The organism is Chloracidobacterium sp. (genome assembly GCA_015075585.1).
Classification (GTDB): Bacteria; Acidobacteriota; Blastocatellia; order Pyrinomonadales; family Pyrinomonadaceae; genus OLB17.
Map to the genome: position 1 here is coordinate 241,211 of JABTUB010000002.1, position 20,705 is coordinate 261,915.

Sequence of the window (20,705 nt, forward strand, 5' to 3'; positions counted from 1 at the left end):
AAACCGACCGGGATGTTCAGATATTCAGAACATCGATGAGTTCCTGAACCGCCGCCGCTGACTTATGCAGGGCCGCGCGCTCGTCGTTCGTCAGATTGATCTCTATTATCTCCTCGATGCCGTTCTTGCCAAGCTTGACCGGGACGCCGACAAAAAGATTGCTGATGCCGTATTCGCCTTCAAGGAAAACCGCACAGGGCAAGATCTTCTTCTTATCCTTCAAGATCGACTCCGCCATCTCGACGGCACCGAGCGAAGGGGCGTAGAAAGCCGATCCGGTCTTGAGCAAACCGACGATCTCGGCACCGCCGTTCGCAGTGCGGCTGATGATGGCATCGAGCCTCTCCTTCGGAATGAGTTCGGTAACCGGAATGCCCGCACAGGTTGAATAGCGCGGAAGCGGAACCATCGTATCGCCGTGGCCGCCGAGCACGAACGCGGTAACATTCTCGACCGAAACATTCAATTCCGCCGCAAGAAAACAACGCATGCGCGCCGAGTCAAGCACACCGGCCATGCCCATCACACGATTCTTCGGAAAGCCCGAGCGGCGGAATGCGACCTGTGCCATTGCATCAAGCGGATTTGAAACCACGATGATATACGCATTCGGCGAATACTTTGCGACCTGATCGGTAACTTGACCGACGATCTCCGAATTTGTCTTCAATAGGTCGTCACGGCTCATACCGGGCTTACGCGGCAGACCCGCGGTGATGATCACAACATCCGAATCAGCCGTCTCTTCGTATGAATTCGCACCGACAAGCTTTACATCAAAACCCGCGATCGGGGCCGCCTGTGCGAGGTCGAGGGTCTTACCCTGCGGCGTGCCTTCGACGATATCGACCAGAACAACATCCGCAAGTTCCTTACTTGCGATCCAATGAGCCGCCGTTGCGCCTACATTTCCCGCACCGACGACCGTAACCTTATTTCTTCCTGCTGCCATATTTATCCTCTCTATATCTGTCTGAAATATCCAAATGACCCGAAAGGTTCTATTTTATGCCCAGTAGAAAATTCCCGCAAATTCGCCTTGAAAATTGACGTGGCAGGCAGCATCCTTGCCGCAAATGAAAAAGCCCGCCGTGCTCTCCCCTTCACGACAGGCCTTTTCATAATGGCCCGCGGGTTGAAGCCCGCAGCCAAACTTTAATTATCAGGCAAAGGCAGCAGCAGTTCTTCGGTCAGTTCTATGACGAATTGCCGGCCCTCACGCAGCCTTAGATCACGCCCTTTCCTTATCGCAAGCGTTCCGCCGCCGACCCCTGCGGCAACCGATGCCCCGACAATGGCGCCGATGCCCGGCTTTATCGCGTTGCCTATCAATGCGCCGAAAGCAGCACTCCCGATGATGCCTGCGACGTTGCGTGTCCTATCGGACTCGGCTCGGATCACGGTTACCGTTCGTGCCGAAACGCTCCGGCGAATTCCGTCATCAACCAATAACCGTTGGATAACGATCTCTAACTCGCCGCTTCGCGAACCGCGGGCAGGCCTCGCAACTCGATCAACACGGCCTTCGAAGGCAACGCCTTTCGGCAGCACCACAACATCGCGGACGACGACCGGTTCTGCGGTTCGCGCAATGAACGTATCATCGACACTTGCTGAACCGGAATTTATCTCGGAAGCCATCTCCAACGTGATCTTCGTCCCTTTCGGCAGCCGATAGATCGAATCCGGCCCCTGCGCATTACAAACAATCACGCAGAAAAAAACCGCGAATAATGTCAATATGAAGTTTCGGCGGGCAACAGACCTAATCATAGGAGCCTTTCCTGCGTCCGGCCCGGCAGCCGTTACTCCGTAACGGTTATCCGCAAATGCCGTGCCGAACGCACGGGCGATATTGGTTCACGAAATACGTACGGTTTGACGCAGCCTGCACCAAATATGGTTGCCCGCCAATAGACAGCCTGCAATACGAGATGGTTCGGGCATACACGATTTCCGTTACGGCAGGATCGGATGGCCGCCGCCTCTGCTGTGGTCGGCGGTCGCTCGGTAGCGGCTCCGGTCATTGTGGTAAAGCACGAGATGTTCGCCCTCATTCCGCACTGCCTCCGAAACGCGTTCGAAATTCTTCGTATGCTCAGCGATCATGAACGCAAGCGGCTTATTTGAAACAATGATGCCGGCGGCGTAGATGAATCCGCCTTGGTCGTACACGCTGCCCGCATACTGTGCCGCACCGATCGCAATATCGGGCGAGTATTCACCGGCGGCGTTCTTTGTGCGATCGGCATTCGCAATAAAAATATTGTAGTCGCTCGCTTTCAGCTTCTTGCTGTACCCGTTCGTGCGGGCCGCCGCGAACAGGGCGTTCAAGCCCGTGTCTATTGCGTTCAGCAGTGCCGCGGACGCCGGTTTGACCGAATATACCGATGCCCCCATCCTGGTTCGTGTAGTGTATGAGAAATTATCCCCTGAAATACGCTCAGCATCAGCAAACATCCTTTGCGATTGAGCCGGAGAGAATTGCGCCGCCGCGATCGTAATGACAGTAACTAAGACAAGGCTCGACAGGTGCCGCTTCATTCGTTGACCCTCCGACCACCAACAGTTGCAATCGGCGTACCAACAAAATGGTGCTGAGGGCGGGAATCGAACCCGCACGCCCCTGCGAACGCGAAATCGCATCAAATCGGACAAACATTCGGCAGCTCATAGGACCCGCGACATTCTTTCGAACTCTTCCGGGCCAAGCCGCAAAACCGTCAGTCGCATACTAAATTATCGCCCCGGATGGGTAAATACTTCGGCTGATGTTGATCCTGCCGTGATCGTTTAATGGATTTATTAGCCAATGAGCCGTCGGCCGTTCATCGTTCCAAGAATTGCGCACAAGACTGATCCGGCGATCGAGTTTACGAGAACTAATCTCGCTTGGTTATTGGAATAACATGAACCGCCGCGCCTTTTACCTCTGCGAGAAAGCGGTTGATAATGGATCCTTTCCAGAAGATCTGCCAGCGAGAACGTGCGGACTGGCCGAATATGACGTGAGTTATCTCATTCTCGCGGGCAAACGTGAGCAACGCATCGGCGACTTTCGTTGCTTTCAGCTTTACGACGGTCGCCCCTAGAGATTCAGCAAATCTAATGTTCTCCTGAAGTGTTGCGTGGGCTGCCGGAGATATTCGGCCTGCCTCCTCGCTAGGAGTTTCAATGTAAACGGCAAACCATTCGCCGTGAAACGCGAGCCGGCCAACGATCCTTGCACCTGTGCGAAGCAGTTTTTTTGCAGAACCACCGCTAGCCATGCAAACCATTACCTTTTCCGGAACGACCGATGGTTCGAGGCCTTCACGCACGCGATATTCGAAGTCCTGAACCGACTGATGCTGAGCGACCTGCCGTAGAGCGAGTTCTCGGAGGGTTGCTATATTGCCTTTGCGAAAAAAGTTGTTGAGAGCCTGTTCGATCTTCTCTATCGAGTAGATCTTTCCTTGTCTTAGACGTGTTCGAAGAGTATCGACGGAGATATCAACGTCGATAACCTCATCGGCCCTCTGCAGGAAACTGTCGGGAACGGTTTCGCGCACCTGAACACCGGTCGCGCTTGCGATAACGTCGTTGAGCGACTCAATGTGCTGAATGTTCATCGCTGTGATCACGGCAATGCCGTGATCCAGCAATTCAAGTACGTCTTCATAACGCTTTTCGTTCTTGGAGCCGGCGATGTTCGTGTGTGCGAGCTCATCAACGATCACCACGGCGGGGCGGCGCGCCAATATTCCTTCAAGGTCCATCTCCTCGAAGGTGTTGCCGCGATACTCGATCCGCTTTGGCGGAATTATCTCGAGATCTTTGATCTGTTCGGCCGTTTCAGTTCGGCCATGAGTCTCTACGACCCCGATAACAACGTCGATGCCCTGCTCGCGAAGTTGGTGGGCGTCTTCAAGCATTTGCCATGTCTTACCGACACCGGCGGCCGCCCCAATGTAAACACGCAGCTTTGCCCTCTCGTTTTCCTGCACCATTGCGAGCAACGATTCAGGCGACGGCCGTTTGCCGCCGTTCGAAATTGGAGCCTCTGTTATTACCGTGTCAACAAACATAGAGGTCGGTGGCCAATTCTATATTATTTCCGATCTGCGGAAGTCAGCTTGTCCAACTCTAGATTTAACAATAATACGTTAACACGCGGCTCGCCGAGGAAACCGAGTTGGCGACCCTCGGTGAATCGAGCGACGACCTGAGCGAGTTGGCTTTCGCTAATTCCTCTTTCCCTTGCAACACGCGGGATCTGAAATTCGGCAGCGGCCGGAGAAATGTGCGGGTCGAGTCCTGAGCCGCTCGTCGTAACCAAGTCAGCCGGAATTGGCGAACCGGGGTTTTCGGCATTGAATTTTTCAACATCCGCCGAAATACGCTCGATCAGTTTGGGGTTTGTCGGGCCAAGATTCGATCCGCCCGATGAAGCCGCGTCGTACCCTTTGCCGGCGGCAGATGGACGCGAGTGAAAATATCCGGCGGAGGTGAACGATTGGCCGATCAGCTCTGAGCCAACCACATTTCCGTCACGAACGATCAGAGAGCCGTTGGCCTGGTGCGGGAAAAATACCTTGGCAAAACCGGCTACTGCAAGCGGATACAGGATGCCAAGGACGATCGTCATAACTAAAACCATTAGTATAGATGTGAGTAAGTCTTTCATATTATTAGCCTTGCTTAAGGCGCAATTTCCCAATCCTTCTTATGCCAATCCGATCGCCGTGATCACCATGTCGATCAGTTTGATACCGATAAACGGCGCGACCAGTCCGCCGAGGCCGTAGATCAGCAGATTTCTACGCAGTAAGCTCGACGCTGACAACGCCCGATATTTCACGCCGCGAAGGGCAAGCGGAATGAGAGCGACGATCACCAACGCGTTGAATATTACCGCTGAAAGGATCGCCGATCGCGGCGTCGCCAGGCCCATGATATTAAGCGCGTTCAGGACAGGAAACGCCGCCGCGAACATCGCCGGGATAATCGCAAAATATTTTGCAACGTCATTCGCGATCGAAAACGTAGTCAGCGCGCCGCGCGTCATAAGCAGCTGCTTGCCGATCTCGACGACCTCGATGAGCTTTGTCGGGTCGCTGTCGAGATCGACCATGTTGCCGGCCTCTTTCGCGGCTTGGGTTCCAGAGTTCATTGCAACGCCGACATCGGCTTGAGCAAGTGCCGGAGCGTCGTTCGTTCCATCGCCGGTCATTGCGACAAGCTTTCCTTCGGCCTGTTCGCGCTTGATCAACGCCATCTTGTCCTCCGGTTTCGCTTCGGCGAGAAACGAGTCAACACCGGCTTCTTCGGCGATCGATGCGGCGGTCAGCGGATTGTCGCCTGTGATCATCACCGTCTTGATGCCCATTTGCCGAAGTTGATTGAAACGCTCGCGCATTCCTCCTTTCACGATGTCCTTCAGATGAATAACGCCGAGCGGCGTGCGATTGTCCGCGACGACCAGCGGCGTGCCGCCGGCCCTTGAAATACGCTCGACCACTTCGCGCAGCTCATGCGGCGATTGGTTTCGGCTGTTCACGACATACTTCTCGATCGCATCGACCGCGCCTTTTCGAATTTCGCGGCCGTCGAGATCGACCCCGGACATTCTGGTCTGGGCTGTGAAGGGAATAAATTCCGTTCGGCCGGCAAGCTCATGCACTTCGCGTCCGCGCAGGCCGTACTTCTGTTTTGCCAGCACGACGATCGAGCGGCCTTCGGGCGTTTCGTCCGCGAGCGATGAAAGCTGGGCCGCATCTGCAAGTTGAAGGTCGTCCACGCCTTTCAGCGGGATAAACTCGCTCGCCTGCCGGTTGCCGAGTGTTATCGTGCCCGTCTTATCGAGCAGCAAAGTATTGACATCGCCCGCCGCCTCGACAGCACGGCCGCTCATCGCAAGGACATTGTGCTGAATAAGCCTGTCCATGCCTGCGATACCGATCGCGGACAGCAGCCCGCCGATCGTCGTCGGTATAAGACAGACAAGAAGCGAGATCAGAACAAAGATCGTCTGCGGTGCGTTCGAGTAGATCGCAAACGGCTGCAGCGTCACGACCGCGAGCAGAAAGATGATCGTCAGGCCGGCGAGAAGGATATTCAATGCGATCTCATTTGGAGTTTTCTGCCGCGCAGCTCCCTCGACAAGAGCGATCATTCGGTCGATGAATGTTTCGCCGGGGTTCGAAGTGATCCGAACTTTGATCCAATCAGAGAGAACCTTTGTTCCGCCGGTAACAGCGGAACGGTCGCCGCCGGATTCGCGGATCACCGGAGCTGATTCGCCGGTGATCGCTGATTCATCAACCGACGCGACTCCCTCGATCACTTCGCCGTCACCGGGAATAAACTCGCCCGCCGAAACATGGACGACATCACCTGCTCGAAGATCCGTCGCGTTGACCGTTTCGGTCGAGCCGTTTTTGACGCGATTGGCGGTTGTTTCGGTCTTAGCCTTCCTCAGCGTGTCGGCCTGCGCCTTGCCGCGTCCCTCGGCCATTGCCTCGGCGAAGTTCGCGAACAGTACCGTGAACCACAGCCAAAGCGTGATCTGGATCTCGAAACCCAGATCCGCCGTCTCGCCGGTAACTAGATTCGCGATCAGCCGTGCGGTCAATAGTGCCGCTCCGACCTCAACAACAAACATCACCGGGTTTTTCAGCATCACTCGCGGGTTCAGCTTTGTGACCGCCCCAATGAGTGCCTGCAGAATAATGTTCTTATCCCAAATCGAAATCTCGTTCTTCATATGTTTTTTTTCTAAAGAGCCTGCCCGGCGTTCATCAATAGATGTTCAAGGATCGGTGAAAGACTGAGGACCGGGAAAAAGGTCAACGCGCCGACGATCAGGATCACGCTTACGAGAAGCACGGTGAAGAGCACCGTATTGACCGGGAAAGTTCCGAGGCTCGGCGGCACATATTTCTTCCGGGCAAGATTTCCCGCGATCGCCAGCATCGGGATGATCATCAGAAAGCGCCCGAAGAGCATCGCCAACCCTATCGTCGTGTTGTACCAGAGTGTGTTCGCATTCAGGCCGGCAAATGCCGATCCGTTGTTGGCCGTTCCGGACGTGTAAGCGTATAGAATTTCAGTAAGCCCGTGTGCACCTTGATTGTTCAGCGACGTTAAGCCAAATTCGGGTGAGATCAAAGAGACAGCACTGAAAGCCAGGATCGTTAGCGGGAAGATCAAAACGAACAGCATCGCCATCTTCACGTCGTAAGCCTCGATCTTTTTTCCGAGGTATTCCGGAGTTCGTCCGACCATAAGCCCGGCGATGAAAACCGTCAGGATCACCATCACCAAGATCCCGTACATTCCGGCCCCGACGCCGCCAAATATGACCTCGCCGAGCTGCATATTAACGAGCGGAACCATTCCGCCGATGGGCGTAAAACTGTCATGCATCGCGTTGACCGCACCGCACGACGCGTCCGTCGTAACCGTCGCGAACAGTGTCGAGCCGGCCACACCGAAGCGCGTTTCCTTGCCCTCCATATTGCCGCCGACGGCCTGTTGATCTACCGTCGCCGGATAAAGCGGATTGCCCTTCGACTCGAACTGGTACGAAATGAATGCACCTGCAAAGAACAAGACCGCCATTGCTCCGAAAACTGCCCAGCCGTGCCCCTGTGATCTCACCATCCGCCCGAGCGTGTAAGTAAACCCGACGGGGATAATAAATATCAACAGCATCTGAAGCAGATTGGAGAGCGGTGTCGGATTTTCGTAAGGGTGAGCCGAGTTTGCGTTAAAGAAGCCACCGCCGTTCGTTCCGAGCATCTTTATCGCGAGCTGCGATGCGAGCGGCCCCTGGGCGATCGTCTGGGTTGTTATGTCTTTCGATTCCATGACCGTTTGGCCATCAGCGTCGGTAACGATGTTTCCGTCAGCATCCTTACTCTCCACCTCGACCGCTACGGATTCGGTAAGCTGCGCCGTCGCATATGGCTCGAAGTTTTGGATCACTCCCTGAGAAACGAAGAAAATGGCCGCAACCAGGGAGATCGGCAAGAGGACATAAAGCGTTCCGCGAGTCAGATCAACCCAAAAATTGCCGAGACGATCGGTTTCGAATCTGGAGATCGCCCGGATAAAGACGATCGCCAGCGCCATTCCGACGGCCGCGGAAACAAAATTCTGAACGGCAAGCCCGGCCATCTGCGTTAGATAGCTCATCGTTGATTCACCGCCGTAGCTTTGCCAATTCGTGTTGGTAACAAAAGATGCCGCAGTATTGAATGCCGTATCTGGTGCCACAGCACCAAGATCCTGCGGGTTTAGCGGCAATAACGCCTGAAATCGCTGCAGCGCATAAACGCCGAGCAGAGACGCAAGACTGAACATCAACATCGCGACGCCGTACTGTTTCCAGTTCATCTCAGTTGTCGCGTCAACTCGGCAGACGGAATAGATCAGCCGCTCCGCGGGCCGAAGAATACCGTCCAAAAAGGTCTTCTTGTTCGAGTAAACTCGCTCAAGGTAAACGCCCATCGGCTTGCATAGAAGCAGAAGGATACCGAAGAAAACTAATATTTGAAAGATCCCAAAACTTGTCATAAAAAATTTCGACGAGAGCAAACCGATCGGCGTTTAGCGATCGCCGTGCCTCAAGTGTCTAAAACTTCTCCGGCCGCAGTAGTGCGTACACGAGATAAACAAAAAGTAGGGCCACGCAAATTGAGGCCAGCATCGTTTCCAATGTCATCACTTTTCCTCCGCCTTCTTCATCGATCCGCATCCAATAAGGTAGAGGATCGACAACAGGCAAAAGCCAACGATCACCGCAATGTAAATTACATCCTGCATAAGTTTCTCCAATTAATTAAGATTGATCCCGATAGCGGCGTAGAAGAAATGATTTCCGCTTCGCGTGCCGGCATTGCCGATCGAGTAGCCGAAATAGCCGGTCACTTTCGGATGCGGTTTGAACGCAATGCCGGGCGTGAAATAGCCGGCGGCGTGTTTGCCCGTGTACCAATCGGCGTTTATGTTTAGGTACTTGCTTACGCTTTGCTCAAACCCGAACTGCCCGCCGGCACGACTCGCGTCTTGAGCGACGACGTTTTTGGTGAAATGATAAGCGCCCGCTGTCAGCCGCGTGCCGGTTTTGAAGGACTTGCTCACCTGTGCGTAGGCGTAGTTGCCGACGTTGTACGATCTGTTCCGGATCGGAATGAATACATTGTCGCCGACCACGATCGACACGCCGCTTTTTTCATTGTGGTACGGCCGCCATTTTACGGCCGGAACAAGCGTTGTCGAATCGACTCCGGGTTGAACATTGCCCGTCACGTTCAGTCCGATCTCGACATTTCGTCCGGCGCCGGCCACAATGCGCGGAACGAACGACGAAAACCGCCCGACCGCGACTTCCGTATTTGGTTTGAACGTTGCGTCAAATTCAACATACACCTTGCCCTTGTCCAGAATATCCGACGACGGCATATTAAAAATGGTCTGCTGCCCAAAGGCCGGATACGCGAATACCAAAATTGGGAACAAACTTGTAAATAAACTGGCTATAGTTGCTTTCCACATATTTTTTCTTTCGTTTGATTCGCTCGTGATCAGCGTCTGCGGCGCGCTGTAAACCTCTCACTTTACTGACTAAGCCCCGATCGCTTAAATTGCTCAGCACTTAACCCGATATCTAACGCGCCGATCTTGTCCATTGCGTGGGCGGCCAGCATTAAGAGTGGAAATGCACTGGCGACCAATACTGTTCCCGCTACGTCAAGACTCGGCCATGCCCCATGCTCGCCAACCAGCGTAAATGCACTTATGCCGGCGCCTAATAGACCCGATGTAAGTCCCAGCGTTCCAGTCAAAAAAAGAGTGCTCAACCAAAATCTGCGGCGGTTCAGATTGGCCACTTCGGCCGATATTTGGCCGTGAGCGGATAACGAAAATCGACGTGCTTCGCAAGTGATCATAAATGCCTCGGACACGACGGATCATGTCCACAGGCGCTAGATTACCTGCCGATCAATAAAGACGGAGAAAAGAGAAAATAAAAAGATTATAAAGATTCGTTGTGGTCCGGAACGAAGCGATATCCGACCCAAGGTTCGGTTCGAATATACTCAGGGCGGGCGGGATCAAGCTCTATCTTTTTGCGGAGATTGCCAAGGAATACGCGCAAATACTCGATCTGCTCCGAGTAATTTGGCCCCCAGATCGCAGAGAGAATAGATCGATGGGTGAGGACACGGCCGGGATGCTTTATCATATGATGCAGCAGATCAAATTCCTTCGGCGTGAGCCGTACCTCAGCACCTCGAACTCGCACAAGATGACGCTCGACATCAACCACGAAGTCGCCAATCTCAATATAGTTGTCTAACCGATCGTTTGGAGCTCGACGGAGGATCGCCCTTATCCGTGCAACCAGTTCTTCCATGCCAAATGGTTTAGTAACGTAATCGTCCGCGCCGCTTTCGAGGGCTGCTACCTTTGTTCTCTCTTCGCCCCTGACCGAGAGGACGATTATGGGCACCTTCGATATCTTTCGCAGTTCGACACAAAGCTCGAGTCCTGACATTTCCGGCATCTGGAGATCAGTGATCACCAGATCGGGGCCGAAATCCCTAAAGGTATCGAGCGCCTCAGTACCATCTCGCGCCGTCCGAACATCGAACTGATGCGCCTTGAGCCCAAGGCGAAGAGCATTCGTAATTTGGCTCTCATCATCAACGATCAGTACGCGACTAGGCATTCGTTTCCCCCGATCCATCATCCATGGGAACTTCATTGTCGCCAATCGGAAACCGGAAGACAAAACGTGTTGAGTACTCGTCCTGGCCGTCGGTAACCCAAACTGAGCCGTTTTGGGATTCGGCAAGTCCTCTCGCGATCGCCAAACCGACACCAAGTCCGGTAATGTCGTCATGTCTCTTCTCGGGCGCTCGCCGGAAGAACTTCGCGAAGATCTTTTCTCGGAACTCAGCCGGGATACCCGGTCCTTGGTCCTCGACAGAAACCTCGATATTGTCACGGGGAGAGCGTTCGACCGTTATGCGAATTGGTTTTTCCGACGGAAAATATTTTGCAGCATTGTCGAGGAACAGATACAGTATCTCTTCGACCGCAACCCCATTTACGCAGACGGCGGGAAGTTCATCTTCGACACGAAGGTTGATCCGCCGATCATTTAGCCGCTCCCTCATTCGCTCGAGCACTGACTCGATGATCTCCGATACTTGGTGCCATGATCGGCTATTGTCAACGCTGCCTCCTTCCAATTTCGCGAGATCCACGATGCCGCCGATAAACGCATCGAGACGATCAGTTTCGTTGTCGATGATCTCAAGAAGGGCGTCGCGTCCAACCTCGTCGATCACTACATTCGGAGCGCGACCGGCACGCGTCGAGGAACCTTCAAGTAACGTGGTTACAGATGCCTTTATCGAGGTTAATGGAGTGCGAAGGTCGTGGGTGACTGCGTCGAGCAAAGCTGATTTTAATTGCTCGCTTTGCCTTAGAGCCTCCGCTTCGCTCGCCTGCTTGAAAGCAACCTTAAGCTCCTGATACAGGCGTTCGATCTCCCTTCGACGCATTTCTGATTCGTCCGTGCGCCTCCTTGCGTAAGCAGATAGTTGGCCGGCGATGACAGCCGTGATCAGGAAAGCCCCTAAAGCAACCCAATTTTGCGGGTCTGAGATGGTGAGAGCAAAAATGGGTGGTAGGAAGAAGTAATTGAAAAAAACGACGCCGATCCCCGCTGCGACTAATGCCGGGTACGTGCCGAACAAAGTGGCAACCGAAAGAACGACGATCAGTAGGGAAAGTGCAACCGTCGTCGTGTTTATGGTCTCACGAAACGGAGCCAACGCCGCGGTGATCGCGACCATACCGGCAATCGCCGCGAAATAGCCGCGCAGTTCCTTTATGTGCGTCGGTCGCTTCATAATGAATAGATCATGGTTTGCCCGCTCCGAGAATGTAAATGACTGCGAATCGGACCACTAAATCGATCTGCGATCCCGCGATCTTCATAGCAGTTTCAAATCATACTGATCCGTTCGTGCATCATCAACCATTTGCTAATCGAGATCACCGGTGAGAAACAATTGGGAAATCGCATTGTACTTAGTGATGCACTCTTTCCGTCGAAACATTGTGTCGTTATCGACCGAGCAAGTTCAGCGTTGGTCGAACAATGCTAAAGACCTTAATCCACCGTCCACGCAGACAACAACGGATGAAAACTATGAAGTGCCGGAACGAAAAACGTGCCGCCGACACGCGATCGAAAGGTCGGATGGTGCTGAGGGCGGGAATCGAACCCGCACGCCCCTAAGGACACGGGATTTTAAGTCCCGGGCGTCTACCAATTCCGCCACCCCAGCACGTTTCAGAGATTATCACGTCGCCATAGGCTTCGACAAAAGCCTGTTGTCCGGCGATATGGTAAACTTAGCTTTACGTGTCGTTATGGGTAACCTGTTGTGGATCGTTTGGCTTGTGCTTGGCATTGCGCTGATCGTCGCTGAGATATTCACGCTTGGCTTCGTGCTGTTCTGGTTCGGGGTCGGTGCGATCGCTGCGATGGTAATGAGCCTATTCGGATTTGGCCTTGGTTGGCAGTTCGTTACATTTGCCGTCGTGTCCACCTTTCTGACGATACTTTCGCGAACCATTTTCGTATCCTACCTGCCGCAGAGCGGCGGCGGAATTAAAACGGGTGTTGACGCGCTTCCCGGACAGATAGGCACCGTTTCATCCGCAAGCCAAGGAGCGTTAAAGGAAGGTGCTGTAAGGGTTTACGGCTCTGTTTGGACCGCATTTCCGATCGATGACGAGGATATTCTGACCGAAGGCGAAAAGGTCGAGGTCGTCGAGGTACGCGGCTCATCGATCTATGTGCGGCCGGTTCGAAAGGAACTGCCGGGCTGGCGCTAGAAACGCACTATTGCCAAAGGTTCAAAGTATCTCTGCTGTATCTTGCTCCGCCGTATCGTGGATGCCGCCAAGTTCGAGGAATTCGAGCTTGACCTCTTCACCTTCCGGTTCAGGCAGGTCTTCGCCCTTAAACCTCGCAATAATAACGGTAATATTGTCTTCACCGCCGTTCTCGTTCGCTTTCTGTACAAGATCGACGCATGCATTTTGTAATGCGTCGATGTTCTCGGCAATAGCGTGCTGCATATCCGCTGCCGTAACCTTATTGGAAAGGCCGTCGCTGCACAGTAAAAATACATCGCCATTGTGAGGAGTAACCCTGACCGAGACCGGATAGATCTCATTCTGGGCGCCGAGGGCCTGCAGAATGACATTCTTTAATGAGTGTGTCTCAGCCTCTTCGGGTGATATTTGCTGAGCATCAATGAGCTGCTGCACTAGCGACTGGTCTTTTGTAACCTGATAGATCTTACCGCTTCTGACCAAATAGGCCCGGCTGTCGCCGACCTGAATAATATCCGCTGCGTTCGGCGTTACGCCCAATCCGGTAAAGGTGGCTCCCATTCCTTGATACTGCGGCTCAGAGCGGCCTTGATCGTGTATGAGGAGGTTTGCATTCACGGTTGCATCGTAGAGTTTTATGATCAGGTGATGATCTTGATTGTCAGGCGTGATCGTCTCATCAACCGAAACATCAAGCATCCGTTCGCTTACGCTCTCGACGGCCATAGTACTAGCGACCTCGCCCGCAAGTGCGCCGCCCATACCGTCGGACACGGCAATGACGATGCCGTTATCGTCAACCGTAAAACTCTGCGATTCGATGACGAACTCGCTGTCGTCCTGCGAGCTGGTCCAGAGTTTTTCCTCGCCGATATTGAGCAGGAGATAATTATCCTCGTTGCCCTTACGTACTCGGCCGACATGCGACGTCGCGTGGACTTCTACAGTGAACATAGTTGCATGCACGAGTTTATCTTCTCGCGAAACATCATTCAAGAACCTAACTTAATGCCTGATCCAGATCGGTGATTATATCCTCAATATCCTCGATGCCGACAGAGATGCGTACAAGCCCGTCAGTTATGCCAAGGCTCCGTCGTTTCTCTTCCGGTACGGAAGCGTGCGTCATTGACGCCGGATGCGATATAAGCGTTTCGACACCTCCGAGGCTTTCGCCGAGAGTACAAAGTTTGACGGACTCAAGAACTTTTTTTGCGTTAGCAAGTGAACCGGTCTCAAACGACACCATTCCTCCGAAGCCTGACTGCTGGCGTTTTGCAAGCTCATGCTGCGGGTGCGAGACAAGGCCGGGATAATAGACCTTTTCGACCTTCGGGTGCTCGGTAAGAAAATTAGCCACGACACGTCCGTTACGGTCGTGAGCCTCCATTCTGACCGCAAGTGTTTTCGTACCGCGAAGCACGAGGAACGAATCGAAGGGCGACAGGATAGCACCTATACTGTTCTGCACGAATGCTATCCACTCAGCATCCTTTTCATCGCTTAGAGCGACGAAACCGCCGACACTGTCGCTGTGGCCGTTCAAATATTTTGTCGTCGAGTGAACTACGATATCAACGCCGTGTTCGATCGGGCGTTGGAAGTATGGCGACATAAAGGTGTTGTCGCAAACGACCCTGGCGCCGTGAGCGTGAGCAACGCCCGAAACGGCCGCAAGATCGGTTACGGACATAACCGGATTGGTCGGCGTCTCGACAAAGAGCATTTTCGTGTTCGGCTTGAAAGCACCGTCGATGCCTTCCGCATCGGTCGTATCGACGAGATCGAACTCGATACCGTAATTTGTGAGCACTTTGTTAAAGAGCCTGAACGTCCCGCCGTATGTGTTATCGCCAAGCAGAACATGGTCACCCGCTTTTACGAGCTTCAGCACAGTGTCGATCGCTGCCATCCCCGACGCGAATGCATAGCCGAACTTCGCTCCCTCTAGCGCAGCGATATTCTTTTCAAGTGCGGTTCGCGTCGGATTCTGAGTACGTGCGTATTCAAAGCCTTTATGGCGGCCAAGACCTTCTTGGGCATAGGTCGATGTCTGGTAGATCGGGACGCTGACCGCACCTGTCGTAGGATCGGGTTCATTTCCCGCGTGAATGGCCTTTGTTGAAAAACCCATAAGTAAGAAGCCTATATTTTAGCCTATTTATACCTTTGCCCGCTATTCACGCCTTAGGAATATCACTCTAATTATTGCCGTCGCATCAAACATTTATTATTCTATAGTTATCATAAGTCGTACTAATGGACATCAATCAACTAGAGGTCATCTTAACCGTTGCAAGGGAGCGAAGCTTTTCGAGAGCCGCTGAGGTATTGGGCCGTTCGCAGCCCGCTATCAGCCAAGCAGTGTCGCGACTGGAAGATCAGCTTGGCGAGGTGCTCTTTGATCGATCGTCCAAGGACGGAACGCTAACGCCGGCGGGAGAGGTCCTTTGCGAGCATGCTGTCGAAATGCTGAACATTCGCCGCGATGCGTTGGAGGCCCTTCGCGAGATGCGGCTGCTTCGACGCGGCAAGGTCAGAATAAGTGCGAATGAACACACTGTCTTTTTCCTGCTGCCCGTTATCGATAAATTCCTTGCAGAGCATCCTGACATCAAGATCGAGGTCAAACGCGGTGTTGCGAGCCGGATACCAAAGGCGATAACTGCACGCGAGGCTGAACTCGGCGTCATCTCCTTCACGCCGGACGATGATACGATCAACTCGATCGAGGTCGTAACGGACGAACTCGTCCTCGTGGTTGCTCCTGACCACCATTTGGCCGGAGGCAAGCAGGTGTCGATCGCCGAACTCGGCAGTGAATCGTTCATCGCTCACAATGCCGCGTCGCCATACAGGCAAAAGGTGATAACTGCGTTTGAAAAGCACAAGACCCCGCTGAATATCTCGGTCGAGTTGCCGTCGCTTGAGGCGATCAAGCGGCTGGTCGAACGCGGTGTCGGCGTTGCATTGATCCCGAGGCTGACTGCTGAGAGCGAGATCAACGCCGGTATCCTCTCCGCACTGACGGTACCGGAAATGAGGCTGGAAAGGACGTTGAACGTCATCTACAGGCGGAACACTTCACTGTCGGCAGCGGCCGAGGCATTCCTTGAAGTTTGCCGCGGCCTGCAAAGCGAAAGACCGTCTGTACGCCGAAAGGCTTTTTAGGTTACACTCAGTAGGGTTCGAATTTCACTTAGAACAAAACTACCGAGAGGTTTACAAATGAGCGAGAATGAAGTCGGCGACCGCCCATCCGAAAGTGAGCGTCGCGATTCCTACCGAAAAAAACTCATTGTTGACGTCCGCTTTGAGGGCGGCGACGGAACAGGCATTGCCAACACACGCGACATCGGTGTAGGCGGCCTTTACATGACGACGGCAGCACCGCTGGACATTGGCGACCCGCTGTTGATGACGATCAGCATTCACGGACGTGAACTGCGGCTCAGAGGCGTGGTCGTCTATACGGATCCGGGGCAAGGTGTGGGTGTGAGGTTCCGAGACATCTCGGATGCCGACCTCGCTGCCCTCCACACTGAGATAGCTGACAATTAGAGGTTAAAAAGGGGTATGTTCGATCAATTTACGCTGGGCATCGAAGAGGAATTCCAGATAGTCGATCCGGAAACTCGTGAGCTTCGATCGCACGTTGCCGAAATGCTGGATGAAGGCAGGCTGCTGCTTGGTGAGAAGATCAAACCGGAGATGATCCAATCGATGATCGAGGTCGGCACCGGCGTCTGTGCGAACATACAGGAAGCCCGCGAGGATATCTCGAAACTCCGCTGTATCATCTCCGAACTCGCCGGCCGCAAAGGCCTGAAGATCGTTGCCGCATCGACACACCCTTTCTCTAAGTGGTCTGAACAGAAGATCTATGAAGGCGACCGTTACAAGATACTTGTTGACGAGCTTCAAATGGTCGCCCGCTCGCTCCTTATTTTCGGTTTACACGTTCACGTGGGCGTACCCGATGTCGAGCGCCGCATTCACATAATGAATGCCGCAAGGTATTTCCTGCCGCATGTGCTCGCGATGTCCACCTCATCGCCGTTCTGGCTCGGACACAACACGGGCCTTAAGTCGTACCGCTCCGAGGTGTTCAAGAAATTTCCGCGCACGGAGGTGCCCGACTACTTCCAGTCGTATTCTCAGTATCAGGCTTATGTCGATCTGCTTGTAAAGATGAATTGTATCCCCGACGGATCGAAGATCTGGTGGGATGTACGCCCGCACTATAAGTTCCCTACGCTCGAATTCCGTGTCTGCGATATCCCGACACGGGTCGATGACACCATCGCGATCGCTGCCCTATTTCAGGCCATCGTTGCAAAACTGCATCTGCTCATAGACGCGAACCTCGGTTTCCGGCTTTATCCGCGCCGGCTGATACTTGAGAACAAATGGCGGGCGATCCGTTACGGGCTTGACGGCAAACTTCTCGATCTCGGCAAGCAGAAGGAAGTGCCGGTCAAGGATCTGATACACGAGCTTCTTGAGTTTGTCGATGAGGTTGTCGATCCGCTCGGTTCGCGAAAAGAGATCGAGCACATCTACACCATACTCGACCGCGGCACATCTGCCGACGATCAGATCCGTATCTTTGAGGAATCAGGCGGCAACTTTGAGGCCGTCGTTGATATGCTGATCACGAACACGATGGAAAATGTGCCTAACCCGTGCTTTTAGCGGGACGAACATTTGCTGCCGCTCAACTGTCTGACCGGCTTGTGCTGTGCTGAAGTGCAAGTTCAAGGAAATTCTCGAACAAGATGCGGCCGTCGCGGCTCTTATTCTGATGCTCCCACCGCGTCGGGTTCTTGTGCCAGTCCTCAAATGATTTTTCCAGATGGAACTGGACGCAGTAGATCATCTGCCCGTCTGTGCGTTTGACCATCATCTGATTCTTACAAAGGTACGACGTCGCAAGGAGCTTGAAGCCATCAGGCACACCCTCGACCTGGATGCCGTGATTCTGCCACACGCGCAGGATATTGTCCTTTTTTGTGTACTCCTGCCAAACACCGCTGCGCTCATCGTCATTTCCCGCAAAGATCGGATCCGTCTTATCGACGATCTTTACAAAGCGGTATTGATATTCCACCACGCGGCCGTCCCGCTTCTCTGCCGGGTCAAGCTTGTCAAGTGTCGTCAATTCAGCACCGTAAGCAAGGCCGACAAGCTGGTGTGCGCCGCAAATGGCAAGCACGGGTATCTTCGTCGAGTGGATGAACTCCGTGAACTTTTTGATATGCTCGGGATTATAGTAGTCAAAGTCCGCGTATGTGCCCGACATAACGATCGCGTTCGGGCGAAACCGCTCCGCTGCTTCAGCGATCTCCGACAGATGAACGGTCAGCGTTTTCGGGTTCTTTACAAGCCGGATAACGTTTCGTGCGATATTGTCGCAAGCCATTGACGACACGGAGCGCTCAAACTCGAGCTTTGCATGGAGCGACTCGCCCCACTCCTCGCGCGCAAGGTCGGACAGGTCAGACTCGTAGCGCAGCAGATCGTTAACGATCAGCACCTTCGAGTGGCTGATCTGCTTCTCGATCGGCTCGTACTGGCAGAAAGTACTGTTATTGTAAGGGAACGGAAGGTTCTCAGTTTCCGCCGCCTTAGATATCCTGTCGTACATATCAACCTAACCTATGCGGGCGATGCACCGCCGCGCATCCAAGTATTATACCATTCCCGGCGTCTTGGTAAAGAGTGCTAGGGCCTCCCGGCATAGCGATCGCTCGCCTTCGTATCAAATTGCGGAACCTCTTCACCCGCTCCGATAGCATAAAATTCAGAGCGGAGATGTTTAAGTACCCGTCCGCGAAACCGTTTCATCGCCGCCGGTGCGAGACTTACTGAAGCCTCATCGATCATAAGTATCAGCCGCTGCCATGCGGTTTCGAGTTCGTCGGCAATGACCGAAACCTTTGTGATGTTATACGGAACGGCGAACTCCCGGACGCCGATCCGAACGAACACACGCAAATAACGCGCCGCCGCAAGGTCCGGGCACGAGATGCGGCGTTTGCCTACCCTTAATTCGATACCTAACAGTGTGTATTGGATGGCCGGAGAATTCTCCCGCTCGGGAATGTCGAGGACGATGCGGCGAGTCCGCTGAGAATGTACTTTTGAGAGGTAAAGGCTCGGCAGCCACTCACTGCCGAGCCCGGAACGTAACAATGCGATCGGATCCATGCCGCGAAACCGGACTATTTCTCGGCCCTCACCGATATCTGTGCAGGCGAGGTTGAGAAACGCTTGATAACGCGGTCGCCAAAGAGTCCGAAATAGAATATGCCTATAACTGCAGCGATCAGTGCTGCCGCCAGAGCAGGCGTCATCTTTGGCGTACGCCATTCCGAAACGCGTTCCTTAAAGAACATCACCACGACGACGCGAAGGTAATAATACGCCGAGATCGCCGTGTTGATCACCGCAACGACAACCATGGCCGTTACGAGTACATTGCCGGCTTCCAGAGCCGGCCGGAATACGAGAACCTTGCCGACAAAGCCCGCCGTGAGCGGCATTCCGAGCAGCGAAAGCAGGAACAGCGAAAGCGAGAATGACAGCTCGGGCGAGCGGAAACCGATACCGTGATAATCTTCGATATCGGCGCGCCGGTCGTTCTTTTGACCTATTAGCGTAATGATCGCAAACGCTCCGAGGTTCGTGATCGCATAGGTCAGCATATAGAAGGCAACGGCAGCGATCGCCTCATCGCGTGCGGCTTGGGTCTTTGCAAGGCCTGCACCTACAAAACCGACAAGCGTATAGCCTGCATGCGCGATAGATGAATATGCGAGCATTCGCTTGATATTCGACTGCAGGATAGCAGCAACGTTTCCAACGGTCATTGTTAGGATCGCAAGCACAGAAATGCCCGTGATCCACGATTCGTGCAGATAGGATGAGACGTTGATACCGGCGATGAGCGGAAAACCGAGAACGAATATCCGCAGGAACGACGCAAAAGCTGCCGCCTTTGGCCCGGCAAGCATAAATGCCGTAACAGGCGAAGGTGCTCCCTCATATACGTCCGGTGTCCACACATGGAACGGAGCCATTGCAACCTTAAAACCGAATCCGACGATCATCAACGCACCGCCGACGAGCATCAGCGCAGGAAAATTGGGATCTGACATCTTTGCCGCGATCTGCGTGAGATTGGTTGTTGCGGTAGCACCGTAAACGAGAGCCATTCCATAAAGGAGGAATGCAGAAGCGAACGAACCAAGGAAGAAATACTTCATCGCAGATTCGTTCGACTTGAGATCGCCGCGGCGAAGACCTGCCATCACATAGGTCGATATCGAAAGCGTCTCAAGCCCGAGAAAGATCACGACCAGATCGTTGCCGGCCGACATCATCATCATGCCGAAGGTCGCGAACATCAGCAGAGCGTGATACTCGCCGACCGGTATCTTTTCGTTCTCAGTCCATACGGTCGAAACAAGGATGGTCATTGCCGTAACGAACAAAAAGACGAACGAGAAGCTGAGGCGCAGGTTGTCCGTTGCGATCATGCCGTTCCATGAGGTCGCAGGCACGGTTCCGCCCCACATCATAGCCAGGAAGATGCCCGAAGTGAACAGAGCAATTATCGAAATGGCCCCCGTCACGCCGCGCTGCTTGGGGAAAAAGCAGTCGTAGAGCATCACTACGATACCCGCAGCGGCGACGATCAATTCCGGCAGAATGATCGAGATGTTCGGGTCGGGGGTCAAAAGTTCTGAGATCATCAAAATACTCATCTAAATAAATCTCTCTGCGTCAATTCTCGG

20 protein-coding genes and 1 tRNA gene are annotated in these 20,705 nt (G+C 53.6%); 4 read left to right on the forward strand and 17 right to left on the reverse strand.

Annotated elements, in window-relative coordinates; all coding sequences use genetic code 11:
* Window positions 1-16 precede the first annotated feature (16 nt).
* From mdh to HS105_10160, 12 genes are all read right to left on the reverse strand, one after another.
* Window positions 17-952, reverse strand: a complete 936-nt coding sequence (gene mdh / locus HS105_10105) for a malate dehydrogenase (protein ID MBE7516945.1) — start codon at window positions 950-952, stop codon at window positions 17-19.
* Window positions 953-1,155: 203 nt separating this feature from the next.
* Window positions 1,156-1,641, reverse strand: coding sequence for a hypothetical protein (locus HS105_10110; protein MBE7516946.1), 486 nt, complete (start codon window positions 1,639-1,641; stop codon window positions 1,156-1,158).
* A gap of 318 nt (window positions 1,642-1,959) precedes the next feature.
* Window positions 1,960-2,544 (reverse strand): hypothetical protein, encoded by a 585-nt coding sequence (locus HS105_10115; protein ID MBE7516947.1) that lies wholly within the window; start codon window positions 2,542-2,544, stop codon window positions 1,960-1,962.
* A gap of 338 nt (window positions 2,545-2,882) precedes the next feature.
* Window positions 2,883-3,989 carry a histidine kinase gene (locus tag HS105_10120; GenBank protein ID MBE7516948.1) on the reverse strand — a complete coding sequence of 369 codons (1,107 nt, stop codon included), beginning with the start codon at window positions 3,987-3,989 and terminating at the stop codon, window positions 2,883-2,885.
* 101 nt (window positions 3,990-4,090) lie between these two features.
* Window positions 4,091-4,666, reverse strand: coding sequence for a potassium-transporting ATPase subunit KdpC (gene kdpC, locus HS105_10125; GenBank protein ID MBE7516949.1), 576 nt, complete (start codon window positions 4,664-4,666; stop codon window positions 4,091-4,093).
* Between the two features lie 39 nt (window positions 4,667-4,705).
* Complete coding sequence (gene kdpB, locus HS105_10130) at window positions 4,706-6,745, reverse strand: potassium-transporting ATPase subunit KdpB (protein ID MBE7516950.1); 2,040 nt, start codon at window positions 6,743-6,745, stop codon at window positions 4,706-4,708.
* Between the two features lie 11 nt (window positions 6,746-6,756).
* Window positions 6,757-8,559: a potassium-transporting ATPase subunit KdpA gene (gene kdpA / locus HS105_10135; protein MBE7516951.1), complete on the reverse strand. Its 1,803-nt coding sequence runs from the start codon at window positions 8,557-8,559 to the stop codon at window positions 6,757-6,759.
* A gap of 58 nt (window positions 8,560-8,617) precedes the next feature.
* Window positions 8,618-8,707 carry a K(+)-transporting ATPase subunit F gene (kdpF, locus tag HS105_10140; GenBank protein MBE7516952.1) on the reverse strand — a complete coding sequence of 30 codons (90 nt, stop codon included), beginning with the start codon at window positions 8,705-8,707 and terminating at the stop codon, window positions 8,618-8,620.
* 113 nt (window positions 8,708-8,820) lie between these two features.
* The gene (locus HS105_10145) at window positions 8,821-9,504 is read right to left on the reverse strand and encodes a hypothetical protein (GenBank protein ID MBE7516953.1); all 684 of its coding nucleotides are present in this window, start codon (window positions 9,502-9,504) and stop codon (window positions 8,821-8,823) included.
* Between the two features lie 517 nt (window positions 9,505-10,021).
* Window positions 10,022-10,717 (reverse strand): response regulator transcription factor, encoded by a 696-nt coding sequence (locus tag HS105_10150; protein ID MBE7516954.1) that lies wholly within the window; start codon window positions 10,715-10,717, stop codon window positions 10,022-10,024.
* Window positions 10,710-11,909 (reverse strand): DUF4118 domain-containing protein, encoded by a 1,200-nt coding sequence (locus HS105_10155; protein ID MBE7516955.1) that lies wholly within the window; start codon window positions 11,907-11,909, stop codon window positions 10,710-10,712. The genes HS105_10150 and HS105_10155 overlap by 8 nt, the downstream gene beginning before the upstream one ends.
* Before the next feature lie 354 nt (window positions 11,910-12,263).
* Window positions 12,264-12,350: transfer RNA gene (locus tag HS105_10160), tRNA-Leu, on the reverse strand.
* 58 nt (window positions 12,351-12,408) lie between these two features.
* Here HS105_10160 and HS105_10165 point away from each other — a divergent pair.
* Window positions 12,409-12,903, forward strand: a complete 495-nt coding sequence (locus HS105_10165) for an NfeD family protein (protein ID MBE7516956.1) — start codon at window positions 12,409-12,411, stop codon at window positions 12,901-12,903.
* A gap of 21 nt (window positions 12,904-12,924) precedes the next feature.
* On the opposite strand, the gene HS105_10170 is transcribed toward HS105_10165, so the two are convergent.
* Together HS105_10170 and HS105_10175 are read right to left on the reverse strand one after the other, a co-directional pair.
* Window positions 12,925-13,860, reverse strand: a complete 936-nt coding sequence (locus tag HS105_10170; GenBank protein MBE7516957.1) for a serine/threonine-protein phosphatase — start codon at window positions 13,858-13,860, stop codon at window positions 12,925-12,927.
* Window positions 13,861-13,906: 46 nt separating this feature from the next.
* Window positions 13,907-15,040: a cystathionine gamma-synthase gene (locus HS105_10175; GenBank protein MBE7516958.1), complete on the reverse strand. Its 1,134-nt coding sequence runs from the start codon at window positions 15,038-15,040 to the stop codon at window positions 13,907-13,909.
* Between the two features lie 125 nt (window positions 15,041-15,165).
* Between HS105_10175 and HS105_10180 the strand changes: the two genes are divergently transcribed.
* The 3 genes from HS105_10180 to HS105_10190 are packed head-to-tail and all read left to right on the forward strand — an operon-like array spanning window position 15,166 to window position 17,601.
* Window positions 15,166-16,077, forward strand: coding sequence for a LysR family transcriptional regulator (locus tag HS105_10180; protein ID MBE7516959.1), 912 nt, complete (start codon window positions 15,166-15,168; stop codon window positions 16,075-16,077).
* 57 nt (window positions 16,078-16,134) lie between these two features.
* Entirely contained in the window at window positions 16,135-16,467 is a 333-nt protein-coding gene (locus HS105_10185; protein ID MBE7516960.1) for a PilZ domain-containing protein, read from the forward strand.
* A gap of 15 nt (window positions 16,468-16,482) precedes the next feature.
* Window positions 16,483-17,601 carry a carboxylate-amine ligase gene (locus HS105_10190; protein ID MBE7516961.1) on the forward strand — a complete coding sequence of 373 codons (1,119 nt, stop codon included), beginning with the start codon at window positions 16,483-16,485 and terminating at the stop codon, window positions 17,599-17,601.
* A gap of 22 nt (window positions 17,602-17,623) precedes the next feature.
* Here the strand turns inward: HS105_10190 and HS105_10195 are convergent, their stop codons facing one another.
* The 3 genes from HS105_10195 to HS105_10205 all read right to left on the reverse strand — a co-directional run bounded on the left by HS105_10195 (window position 17,624) and on the right by HS105_10205 (window position 20,663).
* Window positions 17,624-18,553, reverse strand: a complete 930-nt coding sequence (locus tag HS105_10195; GenBank protein ID MBE7516962.1) for a hypothetical protein — start codon at window positions 18,551-18,553, stop codon at window positions 17,624-17,626.
* A 77-nt stretch (window positions 18,554-18,630) separates the two neighbouring features.
* Window positions 18,631-19,116, reverse strand: a complete 486-nt coding sequence (locus HS105_10200; protein ID MBE7516963.1) for a hypothetical protein — start codon at window positions 19,114-19,116, stop codon at window positions 18,631-18,633.
* Between the two features lie 14 nt (window positions 19,117-19,130).
* Complete coding sequence (locus HS105_10205; protein MBE7516964.1) at window positions 19,131-20,663, reverse strand: NADH-quinone oxidoreductase subunit N; 1,533 nt, start codon at window positions 20,661-20,663, stop codon at window positions 19,131-19,133.
* Window positions 20,664-20,705 lie beyond the last annotated feature (42 nt).

Bases quoted from the DNA above. Each gene is read 5' to 3' on its own strand.
- mdh (MBE7516945.1), bottom strand. From the start codon at position 952: ATGGCAGCAGGAAGAAATAAGGTTACGGTCGTCGGTGCGGGAAATGTA.
- HS105_10110 (MBE7516946.1), bottom strand. From the start codon at position 1,641: ATGGCTTCCGAGATAAATTCCGGTTCAGCAAGTGTCGATGATACGTTC.
- HS105_10115 (MBE7516947.1), bottom strand. From the start codon at position 2,544: ATGAAGCGGCACCTGTCGAGCCTTGTCTTAGTTACTGTCATTACGATC.
- HS105_10120 (MBE7516948.1), bottom strand. From the start codon at position 3,989: ATGGTGCAGGAAAACGAGAGGGCAAAGCTGCGTGTTTACATTGGGGCG.
- kdpC (MBE7516949.1), bottom strand. From the start codon at position 4,666: ATGAAAGACTTACTCACATCTATACTAATGGTTTTAGTTATGACGATC.
- kdpB (MBE7516950.1), bottom strand. From the start codon at position 6,745: ATGAAGAACGAGATTTCGATTTGGGATAAGAACATTATTCTGCAGGCA.
- kdpA (MBE7516951.1), bottom strand. From the start codon at position 8,559: ATGACAAGTTTTGGGATCTTTCAAATATTAGTTTTCTTCGGTATCCTT.
- kdpF (MBE7516952.1), bottom strand. From the start codon at position 8,707: ATGACATTGGAAACGATGCTGGCCTCAATTTGCGTGGCCCTACTTTTT.
- HS105_10150 (MBE7516954.1), bottom strand. From the start codon at position 10,717: ATGCCTAGTCGCGTACTGATCGTTGATGATGAGAGCCAAATTACGAAT.
- HS105_10155 (MBE7516955.1), bottom strand. From the start codon at position 11,909: ATGAAGCGACCGACGCACATAAAGGAACTGCGCGGCTATTTCGCGGCG.
- HS105_10165 (MBE7516956.1), top strand. From the start codon at position 12,409: ATGGTAAACTTAGCTTTACGTGTCGTTATGGGTAACCTGTTGTGGATC.
- HS105_10170 (MBE7516957.1), bottom strand. From the start codon at position 13,860: ATGTTCACTGTAGAAGTCCACGCGACGTCGCATGTCGGCCGAGTACGT.
- HS105_10175 (MBE7516958.1), bottom strand. From the start codon at position 15,040: ATGGGTTTTTCAACAAAGGCCATTCACGCGGGAAATGAACCCGATCCT.
- HS105_10180 (MBE7516959.1), top strand. From the start codon at position 15,166: ATGGACATCAATCAACTAGAGGTCATCTTAACCGTTGCAAGGGAGCGA.
- HS105_10185 (MBE7516960.1), top strand. From the start codon at position 16,135: ATGAGCGAGAATGAAGTCGGCGACCGCCCATCCGAAAGTGAGCGTCGC.
- HS105_10190 (MBE7516961.1), top strand. From the start codon at position 16,483: ATGTTCGATCAATTTACGCTGGGCATCGAAGAGGAATTCCAGATAGTC.
- HS105_10195 (MBE7516962.1), bottom strand. From the start codon at position 18,553: ATGTACGACAGGATATCTAAGGCGGCGGAAACTGAGAACCTTCCGTTC.
- HS105_10200 (MBE7516963.1), bottom strand. From the start codon at position 19,116: ATGGATCCGATCGCATTGTTACGTTCCGGGCTCGGCAGTGAGTGGCTG.
- HS105_10205 (MBE7516964.1), bottom strand. From the start codon at position 20,663: ATGATCTCAGAACTTTTGACCCCCGACCCGAACATCTCGATCATTCTG.